Source organism: Amycolatopsis sp. NPDC114484 (genome assembly GCF_055633755.1).
In genome coordinates this window covers 40,862-61,750 of record NZ_JBVKDQ010000039.1, presented here as the reverse complement: position 1 = coordinate 61,750, position 20,889 = coordinate 40,862, and the positions used below count along the sequence as shown (strand labels likewise).

General features: G+C 69.3%; 17 protein-coding genes and 1 tRNA gene. 11 read left to right on the top strand and 7 right to left on the bottom strand.

Annotation, left to right across the window (positions count from 1 at the left end):
- Positions 1-147: 147 nt before the first annotated feature.
- On the bottom strand, positions 148-1,317 hold the full coding sequence (locus ACZ7SW_RS43880; RefSeq protein ID WP_470236293.1) for a glycosyltransferase: 1,170 nt from the start codon (positions 1,315-1,317) through the stop codon (positions 148-150).
- A gap of 522 nt (positions 1,318-1,839) precedes the next feature.
- On the opposite strand from ACZ7SW_RS43880, the gene ACZ7SW_RS43875 reads away from it, so the two are divergent.
- The 3 genes from ACZ7SW_RS43875 to ACZ7SW_RS43865 are packed head-to-tail and all read left to right on the top strand — an operon-like array spanning position 1,840 to position 5,500.
- A complete protein-coding gene (locus ACZ7SW_RS43875) occupies positions 1,840-3,258 on the top strand; it encodes an NDP-hexose 2,3-dehydratase family protein (RefSeq protein ID WP_470236292.1) in 1,419 nt (472 codons plus the stop codon).
- Entirely contained in the window at positions 3,255-4,229 is a 975-nt protein-coding gene (locus ACZ7SW_RS43870) for a Gfo/Idh/MocA family protein (RefSeq protein ID WP_470236291.1), read from the top strand. Before ACZ7SW_RS43875 ends, ACZ7SW_RS43870 begins: the two co-directional genes overlap by 4 nt.
- Positions 4,230-4,282: 53 nt before the next feature.
- Entirely contained in the window at positions 4,283-5,500 is a 1,218-nt protein-coding gene (locus ACZ7SW_RS43865; RefSeq protein ID WP_470236290.1) for a class I SAM-dependent methyltransferase, read from the top strand.
- Between the two features lie 248 nt (positions 5,501-5,748).
- On the opposite strand, the gene ACZ7SW_RS43860 is transcribed toward ACZ7SW_RS43865, so the two are convergent.
- On the bottom strand, positions 5,749-6,684 hold the full coding sequence (locus ACZ7SW_RS43860; RefSeq protein WP_470236289.1) for an NAD-dependent epimerase/dehydratase family protein: 936 nt from the start codon (positions 6,682-6,684) through the stop codon (positions 5,749-5,751).
- 100 nt (positions 6,685-6,784) lie between these two features.
- Positions 6,785-8,059 (bottom strand): nucleotide disphospho-sugar-binding domain-containing protein, encoded by a 1,275-nt coding sequence (locus ACZ7SW_RS43855; protein WP_470236288.1) that lies wholly within the window; start codon positions 8,057-8,059, stop codon positions 6,785-6,787.
- A 367-nt stretch (positions 8,060-8,426) separates the two neighbouring features.
- On the opposite strand from ACZ7SW_RS43855, the gene ACZ7SW_RS43850 reads away from it, so the two are divergent.
- Positions 8,427-9,422, top strand: a complete 996-nt coding sequence (locus ACZ7SW_RS43850; RefSeq protein ID WP_470236287.1) for an NAD-dependent epimerase/dehydratase family protein — start codon at positions 8,427-8,429, stop codon at positions 9,420-9,422.
- A gap of 5 nt (positions 9,423-9,427) precedes the next feature.
- On the opposite strand, the gene ACZ7SW_RS43845 is transcribed toward ACZ7SW_RS43850, so the two are convergent.
- On the bottom strand, positions 9,428-10,837 hold the full coding sequence (locus tag ACZ7SW_RS43845; RefSeq protein ID WP_470236286.1) for an alpha/beta hydrolase family protein: 1,410 nt from the start codon (positions 10,835-10,837) through the stop codon (positions 9,428-9,430).
- 208 nt (positions 10,838-11,045) lie between these two features.
- Here ACZ7SW_RS43845 and ACZ7SW_RS43840 point away from each other — a divergent pair, with 208 nt between their 5' ends.
- Both ACZ7SW_RS43840 and ACZ7SW_RS43835 read left to right on the top strand, forming a co-directional pair.
- Positions 11,046-12,155: a sensor histidine kinase gene (locus ACZ7SW_RS43840; RefSeq protein WP_470236285.1), complete on the top strand. Its 1,110-nt coding sequence runs from the start codon at positions 11,046-11,048 to the stop codon at positions 12,153-12,155.
- Entirely contained in the window at positions 12,152-12,814 is a 663-nt protein-coding gene (locus ACZ7SW_RS43835; protein WP_470236284.1) for a response regulator transcription factor, read from the top strand. Before ACZ7SW_RS43840 ends, ACZ7SW_RS43835 begins: the two co-directional genes overlap by 4 nt.
- A gap of 107 nt (positions 12,815-12,921) precedes the next feature.
- Here the strand turns inward: ACZ7SW_RS43835 and ACZ7SW_RS43830 are convergent.
- Positions 12,922-12,994: transfer RNA gene (locus tag ACZ7SW_RS43830), tRNA-Arg, on the bottom strand.
- A 104-nt stretch (positions 12,995-13,098) separates the two neighbouring features.
- On the opposite strand from ACZ7SW_RS43830, the gene ACZ7SW_RS43825 reads away from it, so the two are divergent.
- The 3 genes from ACZ7SW_RS43825 to ACZ7SW_RS43815 all read left to right on the top strand — a co-directional run bounded on the left by ACZ7SW_RS43825 (position 13,099) and on the right by ACZ7SW_RS43815 (position 15,882).
- Complete coding sequence (locus ACZ7SW_RS43825) at positions 13,099-14,220, top strand: epoxide hydrolase family protein (protein WP_470236283.1); 1,122 nt, start codon at positions 13,099-13,101, stop codon at positions 14,218-14,220.
- A gap of 134 nt (positions 14,221-14,354) precedes the next feature.
- Positions 14,355-15,275, top strand: coding sequence for a cation diffusion facilitator family transporter (locus ACZ7SW_RS43820; RefSeq protein ID WP_470236282.1), 921 nt, complete (start codon positions 14,355-14,357; stop codon positions 15,273-15,275).
- A gap of 10 nt (positions 15,276-15,285) precedes the next feature.
- Positions 15,286-15,882, top strand: coding sequence for a flavin reductase family protein (locus tag ACZ7SW_RS43815; protein ID WP_470236281.1), 597 nt, complete (start codon positions 15,286-15,288; stop codon positions 15,880-15,882).
- 45 nt (positions 15,883-15,927) lie between these two features.
- Here ACZ7SW_RS43815 and ACZ7SW_RS43810 read toward each other — a convergent pair whose 3' ends face one another.
- Together ACZ7SW_RS43810 and ACZ7SW_RS43805 are read right to left on the bottom strand one after the other, a co-directional pair.
- On the bottom strand, positions 15,928-16,578 hold the full coding sequence (locus tag ACZ7SW_RS43810; RefSeq protein WP_470236295.1) for a DUF305 domain-containing protein: 651 nt from the start codon (positions 16,576-16,578) through the stop codon (positions 15,928-15,930).
- 140 nt (positions 16,579-16,718) lie between these two features.
- The gene (locus ACZ7SW_RS43805) at positions 16,719-17,555 is read right to left on the bottom strand and encodes a DUF3105 domain-containing protein (protein ID WP_470236280.1); all 837 of its coding nucleotides are present in this window, start codon (positions 17,553-17,555) and stop codon (positions 16,719-16,721) included.
- 203 nt (positions 17,556-17,758) lie between these two features.
- Between ACZ7SW_RS43805 and argS the strand changes: the two genes are divergently transcribed.
- Together argS and lysA are read left to right on the top strand one after the other, a co-directional pair.
- Complete coding sequence (gene argS, locus ACZ7SW_RS43800; RefSeq protein WP_470236279.1) at positions 17,759-19,414, top strand: arginine--tRNA ligase; 1,656 nt, start codon at positions 17,759-17,761, stop codon at positions 19,412-19,414.
- 3 nt (positions 19,415-19,417) lie between these two features.
- A complete protein-coding gene (gene lysA, locus ACZ7SW_RS43795) occupies positions 19,418-20,848 on the top strand; it encodes a diaminopimelate decarboxylase (RefSeq protein WP_470236278.1) in 1,431 nt (476 codons plus the stop codon).
- Positions 20,849-20,889 lie beyond the last annotated feature (41 nt).

Sequence of the window (20,889 nt, the reverse complement as noted above, 5' to 3'; positions counted from 1 at the left end):
CTCCACCTGCACCCACCGCGGCAACCACTGAAACACCCGCGCCACAACCCCACCCCTTCAACAAAGCGGTGTTGCAACAACCCCATGACCCCAAGGAACCCTGAAGGAATCTGATTCCCTCAGGGTTCCCCTCACAGACCTTTGCCCTCACCCCGCAACGAAACGAGGCAACTCCGCCGCCACCTCCTCCGGCGAAGGCATCCGCGCGATCTCGGCCGCCATCTTCTCCGCCGCCGAGAGATAGCCCGCGTCGGTCAGCAGCTCCTCGGCCTTCGCCCGCACCGCCTCCGCTGTCAATTCATCGGGCAGCAGCCGCAATCCTGCGCCGGTGGAGAGCACGGCGTCCCCGCTGCCGAACGGGTCGTTGTCCCAGGGAAGGCACAGCTGGGGCACCCCGGCGGCCAGCGAACCGAGGGTCGTGCCGCTCCCGCCGTGGTGCGCCACCAGGTCCAGTTCCGGAAACAGCTTCGCCTGCGGAACCCAGGATTCGAGCCGCACGCGCGGCGGGATCGTGCCGAATTCGCTGACGTCGAGCGAGCGGCCGCTCGACACGAGCACGTCGACGTCCAGCGCGGCCAGTCCGTCGACCGCCTGGCGCAGCGCGCCGACAGAGCCGCTGCCGGACGTGCCTAGCGTCAGGTAGACCAGCGGCCGTCCGCGGTCGCGGGTGCGCACCCACTCCGGCAGTTCGCTGTCGTCGGAGAACGGCACCGGACGCAGCGGGAACCGCCGCCCGGTGTCGAGCAGTTCCCGGTCCTGCATCGAATCCGGATAGATGTCGAGGTACGGATTGCCCAGGCCCAGCAGCCGGCCCGCCGGGAGCGCGACCCCGAGTTCCGCGCCGAGCGCGCGGACCTTGTCCTCGATCGCGAGGGTGAACTCGTCCGGGCTTTCCCGTCCGATTCCGTGGCACACCGCGGGAATTCCGGCCACCGCGGCGGCGAGCCCGGCGCCGTAGCTGCTCACGTCGTGCACGATCAGCTCCGGCCGGACCCGGGCGAGCACGTCGGCGAGCTGCCGTGCGGACCGTCGCGGGATCAGCCTGCCGAAGGCCAGCGACGACAGTTCGCGGAGGTCGTCCGGGCTGAGACCTTCGGGACTTTCTCTGCCGAAGGCGGTTCTCAAGCCCTCCTGAAAAGCTTCGGTGACCGGCACGCCGGATTCCTCGTGCCGGAAACCGAGCGCGGCCAAAGCCGGTTCGAACTGTCCGCTGGTGGTGAAAGCGATCTCGTGCCCGGTGTCGCGCGCGGCGACGGCCAGGGGCAACAAGGGATAGGTGTGTCCGGGGCTGCCGAGACTGCAGAATAGAATTCGCACGCGTGAGGGCCTTTCGCCATCGGATCGGGAAAAATCAATTGACGTGATGACGTTTTTGGCAGCACTGTCAGAGGTGGAAGCGCTGTCTTGGCTCCGGTGCCCGCGACCGGAGCCATTCGAAGAACGACGCGGGCAGCAGTGAGGGTGCCAAGCGAACGCGTATTGCTCAACCTGGTCGCCGTTGTTCGTCTGCGCGCCGTTGACGGCTGTTTCCGCGGCCAATCTTCGTTGTGCGGTGCGGCGGTAGCGCCACGCACTTGTACGAGGTTATCTTTGCGGCACGGAAATCGGGGGGACGACCGTGGGTGGCGGGCCCTCGACCGGACGCCGCCGGCCGATCGCCGTGAATCGCGGGCGAGAAACCAGGATGCGTCCGGAAAGCGCGCCGACTCGGATGTTCTGTCCTGCCGTCGATCACGATTCGCCGCGCGCTTATCCGGGCGGACTTCGTGCCGCACTGGATCGCGCGCGGCCGTGGTGCGTAAGGAAACCGTTCTTCGACGGCACGGAAGCGAGGTAGTCATGTCGCAGCCCAGCACGCGAATCCCGAGCCGGTCTTCGCTGCGGCCGAGGGAGGATCACTCGCTGCCGCAGCGGATCGCGCGTTCGGCGGCGGTGACGGACGCGGGCCTGCTGTCGATCGCCGGATTCCGTTCCTGGTTCGCCGAACGCGCGAGAGCCAACCGGTTCAAGGTCGAACGGGTGCGCCTCGACCGGCTCGACGGCTGGTCGTTCGAGGACCCGACGGGCAACGTCGTGCATCGCAGCGGCCGGTTCTTCGCCGTCGAGGGCCTGCACGTCTCGGTCGGCCCGGAGCAGAGCCGGGAATGGCACCAGCCGATCATCAAACAGGCCGAGGTCGGCATTCTCGGCATTCTCGTCAAAGAGTTCGACGGGGTGCTGTACTGCCTGATGCAGGCCAAAATGGAGCCGGGGAACCCGAACCTGCTGCAGCTCTCCCCGACCGTGCAGGCGACCTACAGCAACTACACCCGGGTGCACGGCGGCTCGCCGGTGCGGTACCTGGACTATTTCGTCGACCCCGCCCGTTCCCGGGTGCTCGCCGACGTGCTGCAGTCCGAGCACGGCGCGTGGTTCTACCGCAAGAGCAACCGCAACATGATCGTCGAAACCGACGAGGACGTCCCGCTGGACGAGAATTTCTGCTGGCTCACCTTCGGGCAGATCAGATCCCTTCTCGGCTACGACAATCTGGTCAACATGGATTCGCGGACGGTGCTTTCGTGCGCCCCGACGGTGCAGCCGCACCGGTCCGGTGCCTTGCATTCCGATTTGGAGCTGCTTTCCTGGTTCACCGCGGAACGGGCGAGGCACGACGTGCGTTCCGAGCGCGTCGGATTGGCCGGCCTTCCGGGATGGGTGAGCGACGGAGCGGTGATCGAACGCGCCGACGGCCGGTATTTCCGGGTCGTCGGCGTATCGGTGGAGGCCAGCAACCGGGAGGTGACGCGGTGGTCGCAGCCGCTGATCGAACCGGTCGCCCGCGGCGTCGCGGCGTTCGTCGCCCAGCGGATCTACGGCGTCCCGCACGTTTTGGTGCACGCCCGGGTCGAAAGCGGGTTCGTGGACACCGTGGAGCTCTCGCCGACCGTGCAGTGCATTCCGGAGAACTACGCGGCGACGGCGCAGCGGCCGAGGTTTCTCGACCTCGTCCTCGCCCCGAACCCGGAGCGGGTGCGCTATTCGGCCGTGCATTCGGAGGAGGGCGGCCGTTTCCTCAACGCGGAAAGCCGGTACATGATCGTGGAAACCGGCCCGGACGAGGTTCCGCTCAGCCCGCCGCCCGGCTATTTCTGGGTGACCGCCGAACAGCTCACGTCGCTGGTCCGGCACGGGCACTACCTCAACGTGCAAGCCCGGACCCTGCTCGCCTGCCTGAACGGAATGGACTGGCACGCCACGGATTCGGCCGCCCGGTGACCGCCTTGCGACTCGCCGTGCTCGGATGCGCGGACATCGCGCTGCGGCGGATGCTGCCCGCGGCGGCCGCCACTGCGGACTTGGACGTCACCGTGGTCGCCAGCCGGGATCCGGCCAAGGCCGCGGCCGTCACGTCTGTGTTCGGCGGCGAGCCGGTGCACGGCTACGAGACCGCGTTGGAACGGAAAGACGTTGACGCTGTCTACCTTCCGCTACCGGTCGCGTTGCGCCCGGAGTACGTGGAACGGGCCTTGCTCGCCGGAAAGCACGTGCTCGCGGAGAAGCCGGTGACCGCGAAGCACAGCACCACCGCGCGACTGTTCGGTCTGGCCCGCGAGCGCGGGCTGGCGTTGATGGAGAACGTGATGTTCGTCCAGCATCCGCTGCACGAGGCGGTCCGGAAGCTGATCGACGACGGCGCCATCGGCGAGCTGCGGTCGATGCATTCGGCTTTCGCGGTGCCGCCGCGCGACGAGGGCGACATCCGGTACCAGCCCGAACTCGGCGGAGGAGCGTTGCTGGACATCGGCATCTACCCGGTGCGCGCCGCGATGTACTTCCTCGGCGACCTGCGCGTGGCCGGAGCTGTGCTGCGCCGCGGTCAAGGACACGCCGTCGACACCTCGGGCGCGATCCTGCTGGAAACGCCGGACGGGATCCCGGCGCAGCTGACCTTCGGCATGGAGAACGCGTACCGGGCGGAGTACGAGCTTCGCGGCGACCGCGGCCGGATCGCGGTCGACCGGCCGTTCCAGCCCCCGCCCGACGAAGACCCGGTGATCGAGCTGGCCGGCCCGGACGGCACGCAGCACCTGCGCCAGCCGCGCGTCGACCAGGTCACCGCCACCCTCTCCCGGTTCGTCGCGGCGGCCCGCGCGGGCCGGACCGTCGACGAGACCTCGTGCCTGCGCCAGGCCGAGCTGCTCGAGGCGGTTCACGACCGGCACGTCGCCGCGAGGAGCGCGTCGTGACGCGGCCGGGGGAGCACACTGCACAAGGACCTGACCGAGAAGGGCGTCCCGACATGTCTCTTTGCCGGATCTGCGGCGGTACCGTCACCGAGTTCGTGGAATTCGGCAGGCAGCCGATTTCCGACGCGTTCCTCGTGCCCGGCCGGACGGAAGGGGAGTACTTCTACCATCTGGCCGCCGGGCTCTGCCAGTCCTGCACGATGGTGCAGCTGCTGTCGGAGGTGCCCCGGGAGATGATGTTCCACGAGGACTATCCGTACCGGACGTCCGAATCGGCCTCGATGGCGAAGCATTTCGAGCTGGTGGCGAAGCGGTTCCTGGAGACCGAGCTGACCGGCCCGGACCCGTTCGTGGTGGAGATCGGCAGCAACGACGGGGTGATGCTGAAGACGATCAGCGACGCCGGAGTCCGGCACCTCGGCGTGGATCCCTCCGCGGGCGCGGCGCGCGCGGCCGAGCGTGCGGGCGTGCGGGCGCGCGTGGACTTCTTCGAGAAAGCCTCGGCCGCGGCCATCCGGCAGGAAGACGGGCCGGCCAGGGTCATCTTCTCCGCCAACACCTTCAGCCACATTCCCTACATCGGTTCGGTTCTCGAAGGCGTTGGCGAATTGCTCGCCGACGACGGCGTGTTCGTCTTCGAGGAGCGCTACCTCGCCGACATCGTGGCCAGCAAGGCATTCGACCAGATCTACGACGAGCACTACTACCTGTTCTGCGTGCGGTCGGTGCGCAATCTGGTGGAGCGCTACGGTTTCGAACTGGCAGACGTCGAACATCTCGCGGTGCACGGCGGCGCGGCCCGCTACACCGTGGCCCGGCCCGGCGCTCGCCGCCCGAGCGCGGCGGTCGCCGAATTCCTCGACAACGAAAACGCGCTGGGACTCGCTGACCTCGCGACGTTCACCCAGTTCGCCGCCAACGCCAAGATCATCCGCGACGACCTCATGACGTTGCTGCGCGACCTGAAGGCCAAGGGCAAGACGATCGTCGGCTACGGCGCGACCGCGAAGAGCGCGACCGCGATCAACTACTGCGGGATCGCCTCGGAACTGGTTCCCTATGTCTGCGATTCGACGCCGGACAAACAGGGGAAGCTGATGCCGGGTTCGCACATTCCGGTTCGTCCTCCGTCGGCGTTCGCCTCGCCGTATCCGGATTACGCGCTGTTGTTCGCGTGGAATCATGCCGAGGAGGTCATGGCGAAGGAACGGGAGTTTCAGGAGTCCGGCGGAAAGTGGATTCTTTACGTGCCGGATGTGCACGTAGTCTGAATTGCTGCGCCCGTGCGGCTGGTCCGGTTTTTCTTGTCACCGGACCGGCTGTGCGGGCTTTTGCTTTTCCTTGTGGGGTCCGACCGGGCAGCTCACGTGCCGGGGAGGCGTCGATCGTCGGCTACGACGTGACTGCGATCAACTAGTGCGGGATTACCTCGGAGCTGGTTCCCTATGCCTGCGATTCGACGCCGGACAAGCAGCGGAAGCTGATGTCGGGTTCGCGCAGCCGGTCCGGGTGCTTCTCGTCACCGGACCGGCTGCGCGGGCTTGTGCTTTTCCTTCGCGTCGAGCCAGAGTGCCTCGATCGCGTCGCGCAGTGTCCGTCGTGGGGTCCAGCCGAGCAGCTCACGCGCCGGGGAGGTGTCGACCCGGGTCGACACCTCCGACTCCGAGGACAGATCGGGGGAGGGCAGCTCCGAAACTGTCGCCGGCACCCCGCTCACCTCGATCAGCATGGTGACCAGTTTGCGCACCGGCACAGTCTCGCCGCGGCCGATCGCGACCGGTTCGCGCAATGCGGGAACTCCGGCCGCGGCTTCCACGGCGTCGGCGACATCCCGGACGTCGACATAGTCGCGGTGCGCGTTCAGCGCGGTCACCTCGATCAGCGCGGATTCCCCGCGCCGCGCGGCGTCCGCGAGTTTGCCCGCGACCAGGCCCGGCAGGCTTTCCGCCGCTGCGCCCGGGCCCACGACATTGGCTAGCCGCAGCACGGCCGCGTCCACGGTTCCGGCCGCGCCCGCCGCCAGCACCGTCTCCGTCGCCGCGAGCTTGAGCTGGCCGTACGCGCTGTTCGGTCCGACCGGCGGCGGCGCGAGATATCCGTACTCCAGCACCGATCCGAGATGGATGTACCGGGGCGTCACGTCGCTTTCCGCCAGTGCGGCCATGATGTTCCGCGACGCCCCGACACAGCTGTCCACCAGATCTCGCCCGGTCAGGCCCCATTTGCTGCCAGTGGCGTTGACGACCACCGCCGGGCGCTCGGCGGCCAGCAATCCGGCCAGGTCCCGCGTCGGCGTCCGGGCGACGTCCACGGTCCGGAACCGGCAGCCCGCGGCCGTTCGCGGCGGGGTCCGCCCCAGCACGAGCACCTCGCGTCCGGCGGCGACGAAATTCTGGCAGATCTGGCGGCCGAGGAATCCCGTGCCGCCGAACACGACGACGCGACCGTCGCTCACGCGTGCCTCCTGAGTAGCTTCCGGTTCAGCTCGGCGGGCCGCGGGCCGGACCCGCCGACAGCACGACCGTTCAGCGGCCCAGCCGCTGAACGGTCGGCCGTCACCGGCCCGCGGTGCGCAGGGCGGCCACGTCGTCCTCGGTCAGCTCGCCGGTGCGGGCCAGCTTGGCGAGCAGATCCGCGACCTGCGCGGCGGTCGGCTCCTCGGCGATCGACTTGCTCAGCCCGGCGGCGCTGCGGCGGTAGTTGCGGTTGAACAGCACCTCTCCGATGGCCTGGTCGATCGCCTCCCGCTCGACCGTCAGCCCGGGCAGCGTCTTCGTCGCTCCGAGAGGGTCCAGCCTGCGGCCGTAGAGCAGCCCGTCGTAGTTCAGGGACAGCGAGATCTGCGGCACGCCCAGCGCGATGCCGTTCATCAGGGTGTTGGCGCTGCCGTGGTGGATGAGCAGGTCGCAGCCGGGCAGGATGAGCTCCAGCGGGCAGTTGCGCAGCACCCGCACGTTCGGCGGCAACGTCCCGAGTTCGTCCACTTCGGACACCGCCGCGGTGAGCACCACCTCGGCGGCCTGCTGCGAGGCGGATTCGATCGCGTGCCGCAGCGCGGGCACCTGCTTGCCGAACACGCCGGTCGCCGAGTTGCCCCACACGATGCACACGCGCTTGCCCCGCACCGGGCCCAGCAGCCACGGATCGACGTCCTGGGAGCCGTTGTACGGGTGGTACCGGACGGGGATGCGCAGCGCGTCGCCCAGCGGCGGGACAGCCGCGCTCGGCGAGGGATCCACCGCGTACTTGATCTTGTGCCGCGACCAGTCCACCCCGTACTTCGCGAAGCACAGCACCGGATCCCCGGCGAGGAGGTTGAGGTCCGGATCGGTCTCGACGGTGCCGATGAAACCCGGTCCGTAGTAGACGCTCGGCACCTCGTTCAGCTCGCCGACCAGTGCCCCTTCGAGCGCCATGAGGTCGTGCACCACCAGGTCGGGCCGCCAGGACGCGGCGTAGTCGACGGTGCTGTCGTAGCTGCGAAGCACCGCGGTGACGGCGTTCTTCCAGAAGTCGCCGAGGTCGCCGGGGTCGAAATCGCGCACCGAACTCAGCGTCTCCCCGGTGAACGGGTGCAGCGGCAACGGCGTCTCGCCGCTCTGCGGCGGGGTGTTGATCACCCGGACCCAGACCGCCAGCCGCGCGGCCGCCATCGAATCGGGCGCGTCCAGCACCGACACCGGCATCAGTCCCGCGGACGCGATCGACTGCACCTGCTGCGGCGGGCAGGCGACCCGCACGTCGTGCCCGGCCGCCCGGAAGGCCCAGGCCAACGGGACCAGGCACATGTAGTGCCCCGGCCAATTCGACACCGTGAACAGAATCCGCATCGCACGCTCCCCTGATTGCCGCTGGTTTCACGGTTCTCGGCGGTCAGCGCCGCACCGGGAACGAGCCGCTTGCCCGCCCTTGTCCTGCCGGGCCCGCAAAGCCTTGCCGCCGTTCGACATCCCCAGTTCGCCGCACCGTTTCCCCGCTGCGGGGAAGCTGCCTCGCCAGCTCGGCGCCGTCCGCGGACCCGGGCTGTCAGCACCGCCAGGCCACTCGGTCCCGGGCCCGGAAAACATCGTGCCGTGTCCATTCGACCACGTCGAAGCCGCAATTGAACGCCATTACGCTGACCCGCGGCGGCGAACACGATTATCGCGGCGGCCGCCGCCCCATTCTTTCCCGCCCGGAATCAGGATGTCGATATCGATGCGCACTGAGGTTGTTCTGCTCGGCGCCACCGGATTCGTCGGTTCGGCGGTATTGCGCCGGCTCGCCGAGAAACCGATCCGGATTCGCGCGGTGTCCCGGCGCCCCGCGACGATTCCCGCCGGCGCGGTCGCCGACGTCGAGGTGTGCCCGCTCGATCTGACCGAACCGGGTGCGCTGGCCGAGGCGGTCGGCGATTGCGCCGTCGTAATCCACACCGTCGCCCACATCACCGGTTCGTCGACCTGGCGGATCGACGAGGGGGACGCCGCGGCCGAGCGGGTCAACGTCGGACTGGCCCGCGATCTTGTCGCCGCGGCGCGCACGAGGGTTCGCGGCGATCGGCTGGGCGTGGTGTTCACCGGCGCCATCACCCAAGCCGGTCCACTCCGGACCGAAACCGTGGACGGCACCGAGCCCGACCGCCCGAACGACGAGTACAGCAGGCAAAAGCTGGCTGCCGAACAGCTCCTGCTGGCCGCCGACGCGGAAGGCGTGCTGCGAGCGACCTCGGTACGGCTGCCCGCGACTTACGGCTACAGCGCGCAGTCCTGCGCCCGCGACAAGGGAGTGGTCTCGACCATGGTCCGCCGCGCGCTCGCCGGCGAGCCCTTGACGATGTGGCACGACGGCACCGTCCGGCGAGACCTGCTCTACGTCGAAGACGCCGCCGACGGCCTGGCCGCCGCGACCCGCAACCTCCCGCGTCTGGCCGGCCGCCGCTGGGTAGTGGGAACCGGCCGCGGTGAACCGCTGGGTGAGGTGTTCCGCCGGGTGGCCGATCTGGTCGCGGAGCGAACGGGGGAGCCGCCGGTGAAGGTGGTGTCGGTGCCGCCGCCGGATTACGCCAAGGCTGCGGATTTCCGCAGTCTCACTATCGATGCGTCGGCTTTTCGGGAGGCGACGGGGTGGAGTCCGGCGGTTTCCCTTGACGAAGGGTTGCGTCGCACGGTCGATTTCTGTGCTGCGGGTCGCGAGGCGGCGTTCGTGGCCTGAGCGGGTCAATGGTCGTTGCCGTGGCGAAATACGCTGACCTCGCCGTAGGCGGACAGCGTGCCCGCCAGGTCGCTGGATCCGTTGCGCAGAACGGAATCCAGAAATGCGAGTGTGGCAGCGGCGACGACACGCGGGCTCTCGGCGCGACCCAGTGAACCGACTATCGACGGCACCGGCGGCAGATACAGGGGACCGTCCGTAAAGGTGAGATGCGCGGCACCCGGGACAGCGACCCGGTAGTTCGTCGCCGTCCCGCGCGTGAGCACCTCGGTGAGCCGAGGCAAGTAACGCGGATCAGTCGCCGGAGTGACCGCCTGGGTAAGCGCGAGCGTCGGCCGATCAAGTGCGGGCGACAGCGGCGCGCGAGGGTAGCCGTCCAGATCGACGACGGCGGCGAACCGATGGTCCCGCCTGGCCGCCTGCAGCGCGGCGGCACCACCCATGGAATGACCGGTCACGGCGACGCGGCTGGTGTCCAGGCGTCCGGCCAGTGGGTCGGCGCCGAGCCTCTCCAGCCGAGTCAGGGCGAAGCCGAGGTCGGCGGCCCGGATCGCGGTCCAGTCGTCGGCCAGCCGGTCGTCCTCCTCCCGATCGCCGGTGGAGACGGTCGCGCTGGTGATCGTCCGGCCGTCGGCGAGCACGACCGCGGCGGAGTCGTACGGGTGGTCGAGTGCGGCGACCACGTAGCCGTGACTGGCGATCTCCTCCGCCCACGCGGTGTTCTGGGTGCGCACTCCGCTGGACCCTGGCGAGAACAGCACGACCGGAAACCGTCCGCCCTCGACGGCCACTGGTGCGTCGGGAATCGCGTGGGTGCGGGCGCGCGGGACACCGTCGAACAGGAAACCCGGCAGGCCGACGCCGCCCGCGAGCCCTTCGGCGACGGTGCGTGCTTCGTCCTGCGTGCGTCCGAGGTACTGGGCGCGCGGTACGTCCGCCGGGCTGTTCTGCGCGGGGTACCAGAGCTGGGCCACGACCGTGCGCCGGTCCTGCGGATCGGCGGTGAAGGTCTCGGGGCGGTCCGGGTCGGTCCACTGCAGCACCCGGGTGCCGACCGCGAAGCCGCCGGAGGGCGCCGGGAAGACGGGGACGGGAAAGGCCCACGCCGTCACGGGACCGGTGGTGTCCAGACCGACGCAGGCCAGCGATCCCGGCAATGCCCACCACCAGCGGACCCGCCGAGCACGGCTTCGCACCAGAGGGGAGAAGGAGAACGGCGCTGCGACGACAGCACCCGCAAGGACCGGCAGCAGTTGCCAGCGGAGCCCGGTCACGCAAAGTGCGATCGCGGACACCAGGAACACCGCCCCCGCCCCGATAGTGAAGCGCGGGCGGACAGCGGCGGGCAGCCACCGCACCACCACCAGCGCGACGGCACTGAGCAACGTCAGGATTTCCAGCAGGGACAGGTTCATCTCGCCATATTCGGTCCCGGAACCGTGCGCCCACATCGCTCTCCGGACCCGATCTCAGTGCCGCCTCCAGTGGTAATCGAGCACCCGGACCAGCGGTCGGACTACGACCACAGGAGGTATCGGGACTCCTTCTGCGGTCGCAATCCGGCCCATCACGGTCAGACGGCAGGCTCATGTGTGCGACGGCCCGTCGGCCTACGCTTGCTAGGTGAGAACCGAGTGGCGCTGGGCGTCCCGGCTGCCGCCGACAGCGTGGGATTCCCTGCTGCCCGCGCTTCTCCTGCTGCATGTCTTGATCATGTGGGCACCCGCGGAGCTACCGGTGGCCCTCGCACTCACCGCCGCACTCGCGCTGCCCCTGGTGTGGCGGCGCCAGGCCCCTCTCGCGGTGTTCGGCGCGGTGGTGACCGCAGCCGCCGTCCAGTGGACCATCGGCGTTCAACTGCCCGCAGATCTCGCACTGCTGGTGGCGCTCTACACAGTGGCCGCGAACTCGGGCAAGCGCGTCACCCTGGTAGCTGTCGCCGTGGTTGAGCTCGGGGCCGTCCTCGCCTGCCTGCGCTGGGCGGGCGACGGTGCGTTCCTGACCCCGTTCGCCGCGCTCACCGCGATGGTCGTCGCCGCGGCCGTCCTCGGGATGAACAACCGGACCGCACGCGCGTACTTGGAAGCTGTGCGGGAGCGGGCAGTTGCCGAGGAAAGGGCCCGGATCACCCGGGAAATGCACGACATCGTCACCCACAACCTGTCCGTCATGGTCGCGCTCACCGATGCCGCCGTCTCCGCGCAGCATCGGTCTCCGGCCAAAGCCACCACCGCGATGCTCCAGGTCTCCGAAACCGGCAGACAGGCCCTGACCGACATGCGGCGTTCACTCGGCCTCCTGAACACCGACGAACCGGACGCGGCGCGCCACCCACTGCCCGGCATCGCGCAACTGGAAACTCTTACGGGCCAGATGTGCGCCGCCGGACTCCCGACCAGCCTCGACCTCGACGGCAGCCACACGCACATCCCCGCGACCGCGCAACTGACCGTCTACCGCCTGGTGCAGGAAGCCTTGACCAACACTCTCAAACACACCCCCACCGGAACCCACGCGAAGGTCCGGATCGAGTGCACCGCCGACACCGTCACCGTGGACGTCACCGACACCGGCCCGCAGGCTTCCCCCGTCACCCACTCCGGCAACGGCATCACCGGCATGCGCGAACGTTCAGCCGTCTACGGCGGAACAGTGCTGGCCGGACCGCTTCCCGGCGGCGGCTGGGGAGTGCACACCCGCCTCGCCTTCGGCGACTCAGCGGAGTCCGCATGACGATCCGCATCCTGATCGCCGACGACGAAGCGTTGCTGCGCATGGCATTCAGCATGGTCTTGGACGCCGAGCCGGACCTGGAGCCAGTCGGCGAAGCCTCGGACGGTGCCGAAGCCGTCCGCCTCGCCGCCGACCTGCGCCCCGACGTCGTCCTGATGGACGTCCGCATGCCCGGGACTGACGGAATCGAGGCGACCCGGGAGATCCTCCGAAGCTGCCCGCAGACCAGAGTCCTGATCCTCACCACCTTCGACCTGGACGAATACGCCTTCGCCGGGCTCAAAGCCGGAGCCTCGGGCTTCCTGCTCAAGAACGCCAGACCCGGTGAACTACTCGCCGCGATCCGTACCGTGGCCGCAGGCAACGCCGTGGTCTCCCCGCGCATCACCCACCGCCTGCTAGAGAAATTCCGCCCGCACCTCCCCGAAACCGGTGCGATTGCCCGCGACGAGCGGCTCAGCAGGCTCAGCGCCCGCGAACGCGAGGTGCTAGTCCAGGTGGGCTCCGGCCGGTCCAACGCCGAAATCGCCGCAGCCCTGCACCTCGCGGAGGCGACCGTGAAGTCCCACCTGGGGCGGATCCTGCACAAACTCGAACTCCGCGACCGGATCCAGGCCGTGATCTTCGCCTACGAAAGCCGCCTCATCCACCCGGCGTGAAAGCCGCGCGAGCGCCGTTGCGCGGCAAAGACAGGCATTCTTGGCCAGAAATGAAAATTGGCCGATACTCGCACCTTGAAGGTGTTTTCGAGTATCGGCCAGTGCTGTGCCCTCGGCAGGATTCGAACCTGCGACACCTGCCTCCGGAGGGCAGTGCTCTATCCCCTGAGCTACGAGGGCCCGCTTGCGCGACTGAACAGAGCCTAGCGCATGCCCCCTGATGGCCACGCACAGAGGGTGCTTAGCGCGGTAGCGTCGAACTATCGAGGCGGAAGGAGGCGGCGGTGCGCGCCGAGCCGTTCCAGGTCAGGGTGGCGGAAGAGGACATCGACGACGTGCGGGCGCGGTTGCGGCGTACGCGGTGGCCCGAGGCGGAGACTGTCGGCGACTGGTCGCAGGGGCTGCCGCTCGCCTACGCCAAAGAGCTGTGCCGCAGCTGGGCCGAGGACTACGACTTCGGGTTCGCGGAGCGGCTCAACGTCTTCCCGCAGTTCCGCCAGGAGATCGACGGCCTCGGGATTCACTTCGTGCACCTCCGCTCGCCGGAGCCGGACGCGTTTCCGCTGGTGATCACGCACGGCTGGCCTGGCTCGGTGCTCGAATTCCTCGACCTCTTCGGCCCGCTGGCCGACCCGCGGGCGCACGGCGGCGATCCGGCGGACGCGTTCCACGTCGTCGCGCCTTCGTTGCCGGGGTACGGCTGGAGCGACAAGCCGAGTGAGACCGGCTGGGGCGTTCAACGGATCGCGAAAGCCTGGGATCAGCTGATGGTCTCCCTCGGCTACGACCGGTACGGCGCGCAGGGCGGCGACTGGGGTTCGGCGGTGTCGGGCGCGCTCGGCGAGGTGGCGCGGGAACGGGTCGCGGGGGTGCACGTCAACATGGCGGCCGCTCCGCGCGGCCACTTCGAGGACGAGACCGACGAGGAGCGCGAGGGCGCGGAAGCGGCGGCCGAGTTCCGGCGCACCGGTCAGGGGTACTCGGGGCAGCAGGGGACGCGTCCGCAAACTCTCGGCTACGGCCTCACCGACTCGCCGGCGGGACAGGCGGCCTGGATCGCCGAGAAGTTCTGGGCCTGGACCGACAACAACGGCCACCCGGAGGACGCGGTCACCCGGCAGCAGCTCCTCGACGCGATCTCGGCGTACTGGTTCACCGCGTCGGCGACCTCGTCCGCGCGGCTGTACTGGGAGAGCTACCGCAGCTTCGGCGATCTCGTCACGGCGCCGTCCGGCATCTCCGTCTACCCGCGCGACATCATCCGCCCGTCGCGGCGGCAGGCGGAGCTGAAGTACACCGATCTGCGCTGGTTCGAGCGGCTGCCCCGGGGCGGGCATTTCGCCGCGATGGAACAACCGGCGTCGCTCGTCGAGCAGATCCGCGGCTTCTTCCGGCTCGTGCGCTGATCTTTCCCAGCTCTCGGAACAGGGCTGGGAGAAACGCCCCACCACGCATTAGAGTGAAGTTAGGCTACCCTGTATTGCACATATGCGCATGTCACTATATATTACTCTCGACACCGAGACTTGGGAGGCGAGCGATGGGACACGGGCACGGCCACGGGCACACCGCCGCTCCGGCGAGCGCGTCCGGCCGCTACGTCCGCGCGCTGCTGATCGCTCTCGCGGTCGGCGCCGGGTTCATGGTGCTGGAGTTCGTCGTGGGCTTCGCCACCGGCTCGCTCGCGCTGATCTCCGACGCCGCGCACATGTTCACCGACGTCCTCGGCGTCGGAATGGCGCTCGCCGCGATCGTGCTCGCGCGCCGCAGCGGGCCGACGCCCAGCCGCACGTTCGGCATGTACCGGGCGGAAGTCCTTGCCGCGCTTGCCAATGCGGTGCTGCTGTTCGGCGTCGCCGGGTATGTGGCGGTCGAGGCGATCGGGCGGATCGCGGACCCGCCGGAGGTGCCCGGCCTGCCGGTGCTGCTCGCCGCCGCGGCCGGTCTCGTCGCGAACATCGTGTCCTTCCTGGTGCTGCGCTCGGGCGCGAAGGAAAGCCTGAACGTCCGCGGCGCGTATCTCGAAGTGCTGGCTGACCTCATCGGCTCGGTCGGCGTGCTGCTCAGCGGAGCGATCACGCTGACCACCGGCTGGCGCTACGCCGACCCGATCATCGGCGTCGCGATCGGACTGTTCGTCCTGCCGCGCACCTGGTCGCTCGCCCGCCGCGCGCTGCGAATCCTCTTCCAGCACGCGCCCGCCGGTGTCGACGTGGACGAGATCAGCACCGAACTCGCCGCGCTGCCGGGCGTCGCGGACGTGCACGACCTGCACGTCTGGACGTTGACCTCGGGCATGGAGGTCGCCTCGGCGCATCTGACGGTGAGCGCCGAAGCCGAACAGTCCACTGTGCTCACCAAGGCGCAAGACCTGCTGTCGGTCCGCTACGAGATCAAACACGCGACACTTCAGGTCGAGGGACCGCAATGCGCCCGCAGATGCGCGGAGCTGTCCTGGTAGACCGGGGACCATGCGCAAGGACTTCGACCCCGCACAGCTGGCCCCGAACGCCTTCTACCACCTCATGACCGCGACCGTCGTGCCGCGGCCGATCGCCTGGGTGTCGAGCACCTCGCGAGCCGGGGTCGACAACCTCGCACCGCATTCGTTCTTCACCGTCGCCTCGGCCGCGCCCGCGGTGCTGCAGTTCACCTCGGTCGGGCGGAAAGACACCCTGCGCAACGTCGAGTCGACAGGTGAGTTCGTGGTCAACCTCGCGCCCGAGCCGCTGTTCGAGCAGATCAACGCGACCGGCGCGGATTTCCCGCCGGAACTGAGCGAATTCGACGAGGCCGGGCTGACCCGTGAGCCGAGCCTCAAAGTCCGCCCGCCGCGGGTGGCGGAATCGCCGGTGGCGTTCGAATGCGAACTGCACAGCACGGTCGGTTTCGGGCGTTCGACGGTGGTGTTCGGCCGGGTCGTGCACCTCGCGGTCAACGAGGACGTTCTCGACGGCGACCACCCGCTGATCGACCGGCTGCGCCCGCTGTCCCGGCTGGGCCGCGACGAGTGGGGGACGCTGGGCGACATCAAGGAACTGGCGCGGCCCACATACAAAAGCTCGTGAGCGGCTGAGGCGCTCACGAGCTTTTGGGAGGGTTTTCGAGGAGCGTCAGGGGGCGGGCAGAGGCTGTGCGTCCCGCCCCTTCAGCATGATCTTCATCTGGTCCATCTCCGCGCCCTGAGACACCAACATGCTGCGGCACAACGCTTTCACCGCGTTGTTGGACGTGTGGTCCTGCGCGTACTCGGCCATCGCGACGCCGCCCTGGTGGTGGCGCAGCATCAGCTGAAGGAAGTCGACGTCCAGCGCGCGGCCGGACAGCGTGCGCAGCTTCGCGATCTCCGCGTCGGTGGCCATGCCCGGCATCGGCGCGCCGCCAGCCGGGCTGCTGGTCGGCATCTGCATGCCCGCGTGGCCCATCGGCTCGGTCATCCACGTCATGTACGCGCCGGTCGCCTGCTCCGGCTGGTCCCACAGCATGAGCCAGCCCTTCATCCGCCCGATCTGCTCGTTCTGCGTGCGCTCGATGTCGAACGCGAGCTGGCGGATCTCCGGGTCGGTGGAGTGATCGCGTGCCCAGCCGGCCATCGTGACGGCCTGCAGGTGGTGCACCGACATGTCCTGGGCGAAGCCGACCTCGACCGAACCCGCTCCCGGCGTCGCGGGCACCGCGTCGCTGCCGTCGGTGAGCCGCGTCGCGAAGACGCCGATCGCGGCCCCGACCAGCAGCACGGCGATCAGCGTGCCGCCGATGACCACCCACCGGGACCAGCCGGTCCGCTCCGCCGGAGCGGCCTCCTCGGCGAACTCGGCGGTCTCAGTGCTCCCGGCGGAGGACGGGACGGATTCGACTCCGCCCGTCTCCGCCTGATCAGCGTGGTTTTCGGAACGGCCCACGGTCACTGCCCGGCCGGCGGGGTCCCCGGCATGCCGCCCTGCTCGCTCTGTGCCCCGGTGCTGCCCTTGTAGTCCATCGGCTTCGCGTCCTTGCCCGGCTTGCTCGGGTCGAACTTCGGCGGGTTGCTCGGGTCGAACATGCCCTTGCCGAGCGCGTCGCACGAGGCGCCGATCTCCGGGTACACGCCGTTCGGGTTGGTCCGCAGCGCGGCGATGAACTGGTCGATGCGCGGGTCGTCGGCGCTGTCCAGCTTCAGCTGGTGGCCCCACGACTGCAGCGAGATCGGCTTGTCCAGGCCGGGGTAGGGCGACATCATCGTGTACGGCTTGCCCTTGACCCGCGCCTCGAGCAGCGGGAGCTGGTCGCCCTTGACCTGGTCCGGGTTGTAGGCGATCCACACCGTGCCGTGCTCGAGCGCGTGCACCATGTTCTCGTTGCGCACCGCGGCCGGGTAGACGACGCCGGTGCAGGTGGCCCAGTAGCCGTCGTGCGGGCCGCCGAACGGCGGGCTCTGGTCGTAGGCCACCCGTTCGGTGGGCAGGATGTGCACCGAACCGGTGTATTGCTTGGTGATCACGCCGGGGATCTTCTTCGACGGGTCCGGATTGCTCGCGGTCGGCGCGAACGCGGCGGCGGCCTCGTCCCGGGAGGCCTGGTCGCGCTTGGGCGCGGAGGCCTGCAGGTAGTAGACGATGACGCCGGCCAGCAGGGCGACCACCACGACGACGCCGATGATGGTGCCCCAGGGCGTGCCCTTGCCCGCGACGACCGAGCGGTTCTTCGCCGCCTTGACCGCGGACGCGCCCGAGCCCTTCTTCTTGGTGGTCCCGTTGGCCATGATTGCCGAGATCTCCTCGTGAGAGCGGGGGAGGGAGCCGGACGGATCCCTGCCGGTAGCCCAGTGTAGAGACCGGGCGTGCGATCACCGTGAGCACCCGCGAGGCGCCCCGGCGAGCGGAACATCCGTCTCCGGTGTGCCCGCCGTCTCGCCAGCCTGTACCGCCGCGACCGCGCGGCCGGAGCGCACCTAGAATCCGGCGAGTGACTCCCGCCGCTCTCGCCGATCTGGTCCGCAGCTCCGCCGAGCAGGTCCTCGCCGCACGCGGCGTCGACGCCGCCGTGCTGCCGGAGACCGTGACCATCGAACGCCCGCGCAACCCGGACCACGGAGACTACGCGACCAACCTCGCGCTGCAGGTGGCCAAGAAAGCCGGGCTTAAGCCGCGCGAGTTCGCCGAGGCGCTCGCGGAGGTCGTCGCGGGAGCGGACGGGGTGGCCGCGGCCGAGGTCGCCGGACCGGGCTTCCTCAACTTCCGGCTCGCCGCCGACGCGCAGGGCGAGGTCGTGCGCCAGGTGCTGGCCGCGGGCGCGGCGTACGGCCGCGGCGACGCGCTGGCCGGGCGCCGGATCAACCTGGAGTTCGTCTCCGCGAACCCGACCGGCCCGATCCACCTCGGCGGCACGCGCTGGGCCGCGGTCGGCGACGCGCTGGGCCGGGTGCTCGGCGCGCAGGGCGCGGACGTCACCCGCGAGTACTACTTCAACGACGCCGGCGCGCAGATCGACCGCTTCGTGCGCTCGCTGATCGCCGCCGCGAAGGGCGAGCCCGCGCCGGAGGACGGCTACGCGGGCGGCTACATCAGCGACATCGCGGCCGAGGTGATCAAGGCCGAGCCGAGCGCGCTGAGCCTGCCCGAGACCGAGCGGCACGAGACCTTCCGGCGCATCGGCATCGAGCTGATGTTCACTCAGATCAAGCAGAGCCTGCACGAGTTCGGCACCGACTTCGACGTCTACTTCCACGAGAACTCGCTGCACGAATCGGGCGCGGTCGACGCGGCGGTGCAACAGCTCAAGGACTCCGGCAACCTCTACTTCGCCGACGGCGCCTGGTGGCTCAAGTCCAGCGAGTACGGCGACGACAAGGACCGGGTCGTCCTCAAGAAGGACGGCAACCCGGCCTACATCGCGGGCGACCTGGCCTACTTCAAGGACAAGCGCAACCGCGGTTTCGACCTGTGCATCTACATGCTCGGCGCGGACCACCACGGCTACATCGCGCGGCTCAAGGCGGCCGCCGCGGCGTTCGGCGACGACCCGGCCACGGTCGAGGTGCTGATCGGCCAGATGGTGAACCTGGTCAGCGACGGCAAGCCGGTGCGGATGTCCAAGCGCGCGGGCACCGTGATCACGCTCGAGGACCTGGTCGAGGCGGTCGGCGTCGACCCGGCCCGCTACGAGCTGATCCGCTACTCCGTCGATTCCTCTTTGGACATCGATTTGGACTTGCTGCGCAAGCATTCCAACGACAACCCGGTCTACTACGTGCAGTACGCGCACGCCCGGCTGTCGTCGCTGCGGCGCGGCGCGGCGGACCTCGGGCTCAAGGCCGGTTCGGACGTCGATTTCGGACTGCTCACCCTGCCTGCAGAAGGCGACCTGATCCGCACCATCGGCGAATTCCCCGCCGTGGTGCGGCGGGCGGCGGAGATGCGCGAACCGCATCGCGTGGCCCGCTATCTCGAGGAACTGGCCGGCGCGTACCACAAGTTCTACACCGTGGGCCGGGTCCTCCCGCAGGGCGACGAGGAGGCCACCCCCCTCACGTACGCCCGGCTCGCTCTGTGCGAAGCCGCGCGCCAGGTGCTGGCGAACGGCCTGTCGCTGCTCGGTGTCTCCGCTCCGGAACGGATGTAAACAATGGCGCACCCCGCGGGCCCCCGCCACGCCGACGTCTACCCCCATGCCGACGCCTCCGGGTTCCCGCCCGCGAGTGCGGGCGAACTCGACCAGCTGCCCGCGAAAGTGTGGCCGCGCAACGTTTATCGCGCCGCCGACGGCGTCGTGCGGATCGCCGGCGTCGACGTGCGCGACCTCGCGCAGACGTACGGAACGCCGCTGTTCGTGGTCGACGAGGCGGACTTCAAGTCCCGCTGCGCCGACTACGCCGAGGCGTTCGACGACCCGGCGCTCGTGCACTACGCGTCGAAGGCGTTCCTGTCCGTCGAGGTCGCCCGCTGGGTGGCCGAACAGGGCCTGAGCCTCGACGTCTGCAGCGGCGGCGAACTGGCCGTCGCGCAGCGCGCGGACTTCCCGGTGGAGCGGATCACGTTCCACGGCAACAACAAATCGGTCGCCGAACTGGACGCGGCCGTCGAAGCGGGCGTCGGCACCGTGGTGGTCGACTCGTACTACGAGATCGCCCGGCTCGCCGAAATCGCCGCCGCGCACGGGATCGAGCAGAAGGTGCTCGTCCGGGTGACGGTCGGCGTCGAGGCGCACACGCACGAGTTCATCGCGACCGCGCACGAGGACCAGAAGTTCGGTTTCTCGCTGGCTTCCGGCGACGCCGCCGAGGCGGTGCGCCGGGTGCTGAACGCGCCGTCGCTGAAGCTGATCGGCCTGCACAGCCACATCGGTTCGCAGATCTTCGACGCCGACGGGTTCGAGGTGGCCGCGCGCCGCGTCGTCGGGCTGCTCGCGGAACTGGCCAAGGAGCACGGGCCGGAACTGCTGGAGCAGATGAACGTCGTCGACCTCGGCGGCGGTTTCGGTATCGCCTACACCGAAAAGGACAACCCGCCGCCGCCCTCGCAGATGATCACGCAGATCCGCGAGATCGTCCGCAAGGAATGCGCGTACGCCGAGCTTCCGGTGCCGCGCATCGCGGGCGAGCCGGGCCGCGCGATCGCCGGCCCGGGCACGTTCACGCTGTACGAAGTCGGCACGATCAAGGACGTCGCGCTCGGCGACGAGACCGCCCGCCGGTACGTCAGCGTCGACGGCGGCATGAGCGACAACATCCGCACGGCGCTCTACGACGCGGTCTACGACTGCCGCGTGGTTTCGCGGTCCGCCTCCGACGGCGAGGAGCCGGTGACCCCGGCGTTGTCTCGCGTGGTGGGAAAACACTGTGAGTCCGGCGACATCGTCGTCCGAGACTGCTGGCTGCCAGACACGCTGGCTCCCGGCGACCTGCTGGCCGTCGCGGCGACCGGCGCCTACTGCTACGCGATGGCCAGCGGCTACAACCGGCTGCCGCGGCCCGCGGTGGTCGCCGTGCGCAACGGCGCCGCCCGGCTGCTGCTGCGCAGGGAGACGACGGACGACATGCTGCGCCTGGAGGTTTGAGAAGTGTCCACTGTGTCTCCGAAAAGCCCGTCTCCGAAAAG